The 8,577-nt window shown below is 60.6% G+C and carries 7 protein-coding genes; 6 read left to right on the top strand and 1 reads right to left on the bottom strand.

Annotation, left to right across the window (positions count from 1 at the left end; all coding sequences use genetic code 11):
- The first annotated feature begins 86 nt into the window (after window positions 1-86).
- The 6 genes from HMPREF0178_RS08380 to HMPREF0178_RS08355 all read left to right on the top strand — a co-directional run bounded on the left by HMPREF0178_RS08380 (window position 87) and on the right by HMPREF0178_RS08355 (window position 6,861).
- Window positions 87-1,016: a glycosyltransferase gene (locus HMPREF0178_RS08380; RefSeq protein WP_009368320.1), complete on the top strand. Its 930-nt coding sequence runs from the start codon at window positions 87-89 to the stop codon at window positions 1,014-1,016.
- 205 nt (window positions 1,017-1,221) lie between these two features.
- Window positions 1,222-2,868 carry a dephospho-CoA kinase gene (coaE, locus tag HMPREF0178_RS08375; RefSeq protein ID WP_009368319.1) on the top strand — a complete coding sequence of 549 codons (1,647 nt, stop codon included), beginning with the start codon at window positions 1,222-1,224 and terminating at the stop codon, window positions 2,866-2,868.
- Window positions 2,869-3,360: 492 nt separating this feature from the next.
- The gene (locus tag HMPREF0178_RS08370) at window positions 3,361-4,149 is read left to right on the top strand and encodes a ParA family protein (RefSeq protein WP_005028082.1); all 789 of its coding nucleotides are present in this window, start codon (window positions 3,361-3,363) and stop codon (window positions 4,147-4,149) included.
- Between the two features lie 59 nt (window positions 4,150-4,208).
- On the top strand, window positions 4,209-5,183 hold the full coding sequence (locus HMPREF0178_RS08365) for a ParB/RepB/Spo0J family partition protein (RefSeq protein WP_009368318.1): 975 nt from the start codon (window positions 4,209-4,211) through the stop codon (window positions 5,181-5,183).
- Window positions 5,184-5,203: 20 nt separating this feature from the next.
- Window positions 5,204-6,220, top strand: a complete 1,017-nt coding sequence (gene rfaE1 / locus HMPREF0178_RS08360) for a D-glycero-beta-D-manno-heptose-7-phosphate kinase (RefSeq protein ID WP_009368317.1) — start codon at window positions 5,204-5,206, stop codon at window positions 6,218-6,220.
- Between the two features lie 218 nt (window positions 6,221-6,438).
- The gene (locus tag HMPREF0178_RS08355; RefSeq protein WP_009368316.1) at window positions 6,439-6,861 is read left to right on the top strand and encodes a DUF2000 domain-containing protein; all 423 of its coding nucleotides are present in this window, start codon (window positions 6,439-6,441) and stop codon (window positions 6,859-6,861) included.
- A gap of 138 nt (window positions 6,862-6,999) precedes the next feature.
- Here HMPREF0178_RS08355 and HMPREF0178_RS08350 read toward each other — a convergent pair whose 3' ends face one another.
- A complete protein-coding gene (locus HMPREF0178_RS08350) occupies window positions 7,000-8,313 on the bottom strand; it encodes an RsmB/NOP family class I SAM-dependent RNA methyltransferase (RefSeq protein ID WP_009368315.1) in 1,314 nt (437 codons plus the stop codon).
- Window positions 8,314-8,577 lie beyond the last annotated feature (264 nt).

Genomic DNA, 8,577 nt, shown 5'->3' with positions numbered 1-8,577 from the left:
GGGGAGGGGAAGGAGGCCCTTTCTGGAGAAAGGGCCTCCTTCCCCTCCCCACACGTTTTCCTTTCCCCTTCCAACAAGAGGTTTCTATGCCGAAAGTTACGGTGATCATGAATTGCTACAACAGCGCGGAACACCTTCGCGAGGCGATGGATTCGGTTTTCCGGCAGTCGTGGCCCGATTGGGAAATCGTGTTCTGGGACAACTGTTCCACGGACGACAGCGCCGCCATCGCGCAGAGCTACGGCGAGAAGGTGCGGTATTTCCTCGCTGAGAAGACGGTTCCGCTTGGGGCCGCGCGGAACCTTGCCATTGCCAAGGCTGAGGGGGCCTTGCTGGCGTTTCTGGACTGTGATGACGAATGGCTTTCCACCAAGCTGGAAAAGCAGGTGATGCTGTTCAATGCCAATCCGAGGCTCGGCCTGGTGAGCACGGATACCGAGATGTTCAGCGAGAAGGGCACGCTTTCGCGGATGTTCGAGTCGACGCATCCGGCGCGGGGCATGGTGTTCCGCGAACTCATGACCCGGCAGTGGATTTCCATGTCCTCGGCCATGATCCGCAAATCGGCGCTGGACAGCCTGGGCGAGTGGTTCGACGAATCCCTGAACGTATGCGAAGAGGCGGATGTGTTTTATCGCATCGCCAAAACGTGGGAACTGGATCATGTGGACGAGCCGCTGACCCGTTGGCGCGTCCACGGCGTAAATACGACGTTCCGCAAGTTCGGCCAGTTCGCGGATGAGACGCTCCGTATCCTCGACAAGCACCGGAAGCTGTACCCCGGCTATGACCGGGATTATCCCGATCTGGTCGAGATCCTGACCCGCCGGGCCGCGTTCCAGAAGGCCGTGACCCTGTGGCGCGAGGGCAATGGGGCGGAGGCCCGCAGGCTGGTGGCCCCCTATGTGTCCTCGCCCAAGCTCCGTCTGTTCTGGCTGGTATCGTGGCTGCCCGGAAGCCTCTTTGATCCGCTTTCGCAGCTGTATTTCAAGCTCCCCGGTTTTCTTCGCAAATAAGAAACGCATGAAGACAGGTTGTTGCGTTTTCTCCCGCTTTGATTGTATGTCTTTCTCTTCAAGAAAAACGCCGGAATGAATTCTTGTTGAGCGGCCTCCTCGCCCTGCTTGAGCCGGGAAGGAGATGCGTTTAGGAAGGAGGAAGAAATCCTCTTCAAGAGAATTTTTTCCTTCTCGTCACACCCCACCTCTACCGATATTCCTTATGACACGAATATATGCTTTCACAGTTGATGGCGGGCGGGTGCGGCTTGACCGTTTCCTTGGCGAGGCCCTGCGGGAACAGGATGTTTCACGTGAAAAAGTGAAACGGGCTATCCGGGATGGCGGCTGTCTTGTTGACGGGGCCGTGTGTACGGATGTCTCCGCCAAGGTAGGGGCCGGGCAGTCCGTAGAACTCAGGATGGAAGCGGAGCTGACATCCGTGCAGCCGGAAGAGGGCGAACTGGAGATCCTCTATCAGGATGCGTGGCTTGCCGTGCTCAACAAACCGGCGGGTATGACCGTGCATCCCGCGCCGAGCTGTCCCGAGGGGACGCTCGTCCATCGGCTGGTGGCGCGTTTCCCGTCCCTGCGGGCGCAGGAAGGCTTCCGGCCCGGTATCGTGCACCGTCTGGATAAGGATACCTCCGGGCTTATCTGCGTGGCGCTCACGGAAGAGGCGAGGATGCGGCTTTCCGAGGCGTTCGCGGCACGGGAAATACGGAAGGAATACCTTGCGCTGGTGCAGGGGGGCCCCGCGCTGGCGGGCACGGTGGATGCGCCGCTCGGCAGGCATCCCACGGTGAAGGTCAAGGTTGCGGTGGTGAAAAACGGGAAGGAAGCCCGCAGCGAGTGGCGCGTGCTGTACAAGGGGCAGGGCTACAGCCTGCTTGGGGTACGGATTTTCACGGGCCGCACGCACCAGATCCGTGTGCATATGGCGCATGTCGGGCATCCCCTCTGGGGCGACAAATTGTATGGAAGGGGCGGACAGGCTCTGACGCCGCCCGTCCCCGGCGTGCTGCTCAAACACGATCCGGCTCCGCGTCAGATGCTGCACGCATGGCATTTGTCGTTCATCCATCCTTTTACGGGCGAGAAGATGGCCTTCACCTGCCCGCCGCCGGATGATTTCATCCAGACGGCGCTGACGTTGGAACGCCACATGCGGCGCGTCGTCGTGACCGGCGTGGCGGGATCGGGCAAGTCGCTGTTTATGCGGATGCTGGCGGAGGAGGGCGTCCCGACGTGGAGCGCGGACGCGGCGGTAATCCGGCTGTATGAGCCGGGTCAGGAAGCGTGGCAGGCGCTGCGCCTGCGGTATGGCGATCGCTTTGTCCCCGATGATCATTCGCCCGTTGACCGGAAGGCTCTGGCTGCGGCGCTGCTGCCGTCGGCGGAGTCAGGCGTGGACGTGCACGAGTTGGAAAACCTGCTGCACCCACTGGTCTTGGATGATCTTGAGCGTTTCTGGAGTGAGCAGGAAGAAGCGGGGCAGGGCTACGCCGTCGCCGAGGTGCCTCTGTGGTTCGAGTCCGGCTGGAGCCGCAGGCTGTGCGGAGAACGGCGGCCCTACGTTGTGGGGATTTCCTGTGAGCAGGGCGAACGCTGTCGCCGCCTGCTGGAAGTGCGGGGCTGGTCGGATACGCTCATGGCCCGGATGGACGGCCTTCAGTGGACTCAGGAACGCAAGATGGCGGGATGCGATCAGGTCATCGCCAATTCCGGGACGGAAGCGGAGTTGCGCGACAAGGCAAGGGCTTTTGTCCGGGAGATGGACCATTGGGAGGCGGAAAGCCGCGCCATATTCCTTGGGCAGTGGGAACATCTGGTGAATGAGCCTTGCCCGGAGATGGATAGGTTTGCATAGCCGTTTTTACAGAGGGAAAATTTGAGCGGCTTCATCGGGAGGGCAAATCCCATATGTAGGGAGTGGGCGCATTCCGTTTTTCTCGGGGCCGTGCTGAACGAGGGCAATGTTTTCCTGCGTCGTTATGACGGGGCGTCTCCGAATGTAAAATGTTATGTTTCTTGATGGTAACATTTTGTTTCTTCTTATTCTCTTTTCGTCTTCCCTTGACGTGAGGTGTGACATCTTCTAGAGAACGGTAAGGGAAGCGTGTCTGTTTCCCGTGAAACAATGCCATTCCTTATGAAGGGATTTTCCGGCGCAACCGCCCGGGAACGCTTCTGTATGGCCCTGCGGCGTGCCGTATGCGCGAAAAACGCGGCACAGAGGTCTGCCTGCCGCTTGCAAGGCAGCCATGCGGAATTGTTTGGGAAGAAATGAGGCTCATGCTGCTTCGGCCTTGTTTCACCCTTTATGTCCTCGCGCTTCTCCTATTGCCAAAGAGGGACGTTCATGGCTCGAATCATCGCCATTGCCAATCAAAAAGGCGGTGTGGGCAAAACCACTACCGCTATTAATCTCGCCGCTTCATTGGCGATCATGGAAAAACGCGTCTTGCTCGTGGATTGCGACCCGCAGGCAAACACCACCAGCGGACTCGGCTTCGGTCAGGATGTGTTGCCGGCCAATCTGTACACGTCGTTCTTCCAGCCCGAAAAGGTTAACGAGGCCATTTTATCCACGGTTTCGCCGTATCTGTTCCTCTTGCCCTCCGGTACGGATCTGGCGGCGGCTGAATTGGAGCTTGTGGATAAGATGGGGCGGGAATTCTATCTTTCCGAACTGCTGGAGCCGCTGGAAAAGCGTTTTGATTTCATTATACTGGATTGCCCTCCGTCGCTCGGCCTGCTCACGCTCAACGCCCTGTGCGCCGCCAAGGAGATCCTTGTACCGCTCCAGTGCGAGTTCTTTGCCTTGGAAGGCATCGTCAAGCTGCTGCAAACCTATGAACAGGTCAAGAAGCGGCTCAATCCTCAGTTGGGGCTTCTCGGCGTGGTGCTGACCATGTTCGACGGGCGCAACCGCCTGACGCGGCAAGTGCAGGACGAAGTGAACCGTTGCTTCCCCGATCAGATCTTTAAAACGGTCATCCCCCGCACCGTGCGGCTTTCCGAGGCCCCCAGCTTCGGCAAGTCCATCCTTCATTACGACATCAAGTCCAAAGGCTCCGAGGCCTATCTGAGCCTTGCCAAGGAAATCGTCATGCGCAAGCCCGGCTCGCGTACCGCGAAGGCGGAGTAGTGTTTCACGTGAAAACATCGGCAGGGCGTCCCTGCCTTGAACGACTGTGAGGTTTTCCCATGTCTGCGAATGAACGTGGTTTGGGGCGTGGTCTGGATGCGCTGTTCCGCAACGTAACGCCTGCGGAGCGCCCGTCTTCGGCCAAGGCGGACAGCGCGGAGGTGCCCGCGCCCTCGGTGCCCAAGAGTACAACGACGCTGCCCATCGCCGCGCTGACGCCCTGCAAGGGGCAGCCCCGTAAACATTTCGACGAGGCCGCGCTTGACGAACTGGCGGCCTCCATCCGGAGCCAGGGCGTCATCCAGCCGCTGCTGGTGCGTCCGCGCCGGACGGAAACGGCGACCATCTATGAAATCGTGGCGGGCGAGCGCCGCTGGCGGGCCGCGCAGCGCGCCGGGCTTACCGAAGTGCCGGTTTATCTGCGGGAACTGTCTGATGAGGACGCCCTGACCGCCGCGCTTATCGAAAACCTCCAGCGCGAGGATCTGAACCCGCTTGAAGAGGCCCAAGCCATCCAGTCCCTGCGCGAGCGTTTGCCGTACAGTCAGGAGGAGCTGGCCCAGCGGCTTGGCAAGAGCCGTTCCGCCGTCGCCAACTCCCTGCGCCTGCTTCAGCTTCCCCGCCCTATGCAGGATGCGCTCAAGGACGGCGTGTTCACGCCCGGCCATGCCCGCGCCGTACTGGCGCTTCCCGAGCGCGCTCTGCAGGACATCCTGTTCAATGCGGTCATGATGCGCCGCCTGTCCGTACGTGACGCCGAAGAAGCCGTCATCCACTGGAAACGGCACGGCTTGTTGCCGTCTTCGCTGATGGGGGCCTCCGCTCCCGTGGCCCGCAGTGCCCGCGCGCCCAAGCCCGCATGTATCAAACTGGCCATCCGGCAGCTTCGGGAGAATGTCGCGCCCAAGGCGTCCATTTCCGGGACCGACCGCGCGGGACGGATCACACTTCCCTACGAATCCGAAGAACAGCTTGCGGAGCTCCTGAGCCGTCTGGGGCTCTCGGTGGAGCTTTCCGAAGCCAAGCCGGAATGATCTTCAACCAAAGGATTTCCATGTCTGACGCGTCTCCGGTTCTCTTGACGCCCCATGTCGTGGGCGGGCTGGCGGGCAAGCGCGTGCTGGTCGTCGGCGACATCATGTTGGATGCCTATCTTATAGGCGATGCGGATCGCATTTCTCCGGAAGCGCCCGTCCCGGTCGTCCGGATCGAAAAGGAGCGCTATCTGCTCGGCGGTGCGGGCAATGTGGCCCGCAATATCGTGGCGCTTGGCGGCGTAGCGACGCTCGCGGGCGTGATGGGCAAGGATGCCTCCGCCGATCGTATCCGGGGGCTCGTCCGTGATGAAGGCATTTGCGGCGCGTTCGTGACACTGCCGCAGCGCCCGACCACGGTGAAAACCCGCGTCATGGCCCGGCGCCAGCAGATGCTGCGCTTGGACAGCGAGGACGCCAGCCAGCTTTCCTCCGCCGATCAGGAATCCCTGCTCTCCGTGATTGCGGAACAGCTTCCTGCGCACGACGTGGTCATCCTGTCGGATTACAGCAAGGGAATAGTGTCTCTGTCGTTTATGGACCGCCTGCGAGAACTGCTCGCCGTCTGCCCACATCAGGTTATGGTTTTGATCGATCCCAAGCCGAGTAACGTAAGCCTGTACGGCGGCTCGTTCCTGCTCACGCCGAATACGAAGGAAACGGGCGAGTGCGCGGGGATGCCCGTGCGGGACCGTGAGGAAATCCTCGCCGCCGGGCGCGCCATTCTGGAAAAGGTCGGGTGCCCGCATCTGCTCACAACCCTTGGTTCGGACGGTATGGCGCTGTTCTCCGGGCCTTCCGAGGTTTGGCACGTTCCCACAATGGCGCAGGACGTTTTTGACGTGACCGGCGCGGGCGATACGGTCATCGCCACTCTCGGGCTCGGGCTTGCCGCCGGACTGCCCCTTCTGGCTTCTTGTGTGCTGGCGAACTACGCCGCCGGGCTCGTCGTCGCACAGGTCGGGGCCGCCGTCGCTTCACCCGATGCGTTGCGCGAGGCTATCCGTGAATTGCCCGTAACCATTACGAAATGGTAAAAATATAATAGAATTTTTCACGGAGCCTGATGGAGGCGGGATACGCCTCCAACGTCGGTTTCCCGAAAGGGAAATCGGCGTTTTTTTGTGGCGAAGATGTGGAAAGATGTTTTTCGGGGCAAGGCCGTGTTCGGTATGGAGCGGTGGAAACGGCGAGCAATATCGTGCAAGCGTTTGCTTAGGCCCCGTGCTAGCCTTTTCCTGAAAAGGAGAGCGCTGTGGAAAGTACGACTTCAAAATGCGTAATGGTTCTGGACGAAAACCTGCCTTTGGGGCTTCTCGCCAATACCGCCGCCATCTTGGGCATCACGTTGGGCAAGCATATGCCCGAAGCGGTCGGCGCGGACGTGCTCGATGGTTCCGGCAAGGCCCATCTGGGCATCATTACGTTTCCGGTGCCGATTTTACGGGGCGATGCGGAACAGATCCGAGCCATCAGAGAGACACTGTATGGGGTCGATTATCAGGATGTGATTGTTGTGGATTTTTCCGATGTGGCCCAGTGCTGCAAAAACTACGGCGAATACATCGGCAAGGCTGCGCAGGCGGACGAAAACGAATGGCGGTATTTCGGCATCGGCCTTTGCGGTCCGAAGAAGCTGGTCAGCAAACTGACCGGAAGTATGCCGCTGCTGCGATGAGGGCGCTCGTTTCTTTGCAGATGCAGGGAATGCCTCGAGCGTTTGAGGCACTCCCTGCATTTTTCATACGGCAATCTGGAGTCAGGAAGCTTTTCCAAACTTTTCCAAAAGAACGGGGAACCGCTCTCTTATCTCTTTTTATGCTTTTTTGAGCATCGCTCCATACATCAAATCGCTGCCGAAGGCATCGGGCGTGCTCTGCCACTGCTTTTCGAGCGACGCGCCGGGTGTACGGGCGAGGAACGCGTCGATCTGCCCTTCGTTTTCGGCGGGATTCATGGTGCAGGTGATGTAGGCGAGGTGCCCGCCGGAAGGCAGGTACGACCACACGGCATCGAGGATGCGGCGTTGGAGGTCGACCAGCCCGGCTACCTGCCCGGGGGTGCGGAGCGTGCGCAGGTCAGGGTGCCGGGCAAGCGTGCCGAGGCCGCTGCACGGGACATCAAGCAGGATGGTCCTGGGCGTGCCCCGCAGAGCCGGTTCGGCCGCCGAGGCGCAGAACAGCGGCGGAGCCTTGAGCACAAGGCGCTTGGCGTCGTCCCTCATGCCCCGCAGCCGGGGCTGGTACGTATCGCTGGCGGCGAGGACGGGCACGCCCAGTTCAACGAGCGCGAGCGTCTTGCCGCCGCGTCCGGCGCAGGCGTCCCACACGGGTCCTTCCCAGCGCGGCGCGTCCAGCGCTTCCAGAACGAGCTGGCTTCCCGCGCCCTGTATCGACAGCCTGCCCTGCCGCAGGTAGTCCCGCATATACTCCGGCTGGGTGCCGGGCGCGAAGCGGACTCCCGAAATTCCCACAGGTTCTCCTTCCTTGCACAGGAAGTCGCGCAGAGCTTCCCATTCGTCCCGGGCGGCGTTCACCCGGACGCAAGGGGACGGCACGACGGAGACGGCCCGCGCAAACGTTTCGGCCTTTTCCGGCCCGTAGCCTTTGGTCCACAGTTCGATCATCCAGCGCGGCACGCTGTGGAAGACGGAAAGGCGTTCCATCGGATCGTTGATGCGGGATTCATAGAACGTGAAGGCTTTCAAATCTTCGGATTCGGAGAGGCGGATAAGGGACCGGAGTACGCCGTTGGCGACGCGGGACAGCCCTTGCCCGAACCGGGCTCGCACGGCGTCCACGGCGGCGCTGACGCTGGCATGGGCGGGGATGCGGTCAAGGTACAGCAGCTCGTAGGCGGCTATGCCGATCATGAGCTTCATGGACGCGGGCAGCTTTTCCGGAGCCTTCATAAATTGGCTCAGAAGCCACGAAATCCGGATTTCCGACCTCAGATACCCGTAAACGAGTTCCGTCGTCAGAGCGGCTTCCTGGCGCGAAAAAAGGCCACCTGTCAATTTCGTGTCCAACAGGGATTGTACGGGGGCGCTGATGCCCGTGCGTTCCAGAATCCGGAGGGCCGCTTCACGCGCCGGAAGGGGCGCTTCGTCGTTTTGTTTTTTCTTTTTCATGCGGGGCTCGGTGATAAGGTGTAGAGGTGCGGGGAAGTCTTGGGGGGAAGGAGAAATTTTCTAGAGAAGGGGCACCCCACGTTTATCCTTCCCCCTCCAAACCTCCCCCCTTTTCTCTTCAGAGATTTTTGTAAACGGGGCGGATGGCGGGCGGGGCTGTGCGAGGGGGTAACCCCGGCGGCAGTTTCCCGGCGTTGCGGGCCTCTGAACGGAATCCGTCCGATTGTTTTTTGTCCACAGGCAGCTATGGCAATAGGGATTCAA

This window comes from Bilophila sp. 4_1_30 (assembly GCF_000224655.1).
Lineage (GTDB): Bacteria > Desulfobacterota > Desulfovibrionia > Desulfovibrionales > Desulfovibrionaceae > Bilophila > Bilophila wadsworthia.
The sequence above is the reverse complement of the archived record's forward strand: the minus strand, read 5'-3'. Positions and strand labels throughout refer to the sequence as shown.

Bases quoted from the DNA above. Each gene is read 5' to 3' on its own strand.
- coaE (WP_009368319.1), top strand. From the start codon at position 1,222: ATGACACGAATATATGCTTTCACAGTTGATGGCGGGCGGGTGCGGCTT.
- rfaE1 (WP_009368317.1), top strand. From the start codon at position 5,204: ATGTCTGACGCGTCTCCGGTTCTCTTGACGCCCCATGTCGTGGGCGGG.
- HMPREF0178_RS08370 (WP_005028082.1), top strand. From the start codon at position 3,361: ATGGCTCGAATCATCGCCATTGCCAATCAAAAAGGCGGTGTGGGCAAA.
- HMPREF0178_RS08365 (WP_009368318.1), top strand. From the start codon at position 4,209: ATGTCTGCGAATGAACGTGGTTTGGGGCGTGGTCTGGATGCGCTGTTC.
- HMPREF0178_RS08380 (WP_009368320.1), top strand. From the start codon at position 87: ATGCCGAAAGTTACGGTGATCATGAATTGCTACAACAGCGCGGAACAC.
- HMPREF0178_RS08350 (WP_009368315.1), bottom strand. From the start codon at position 8,313: ATGAAAAAGAAAAAACAAAACGACGAAGCGCCCCTTCCGGCGCGTGAA.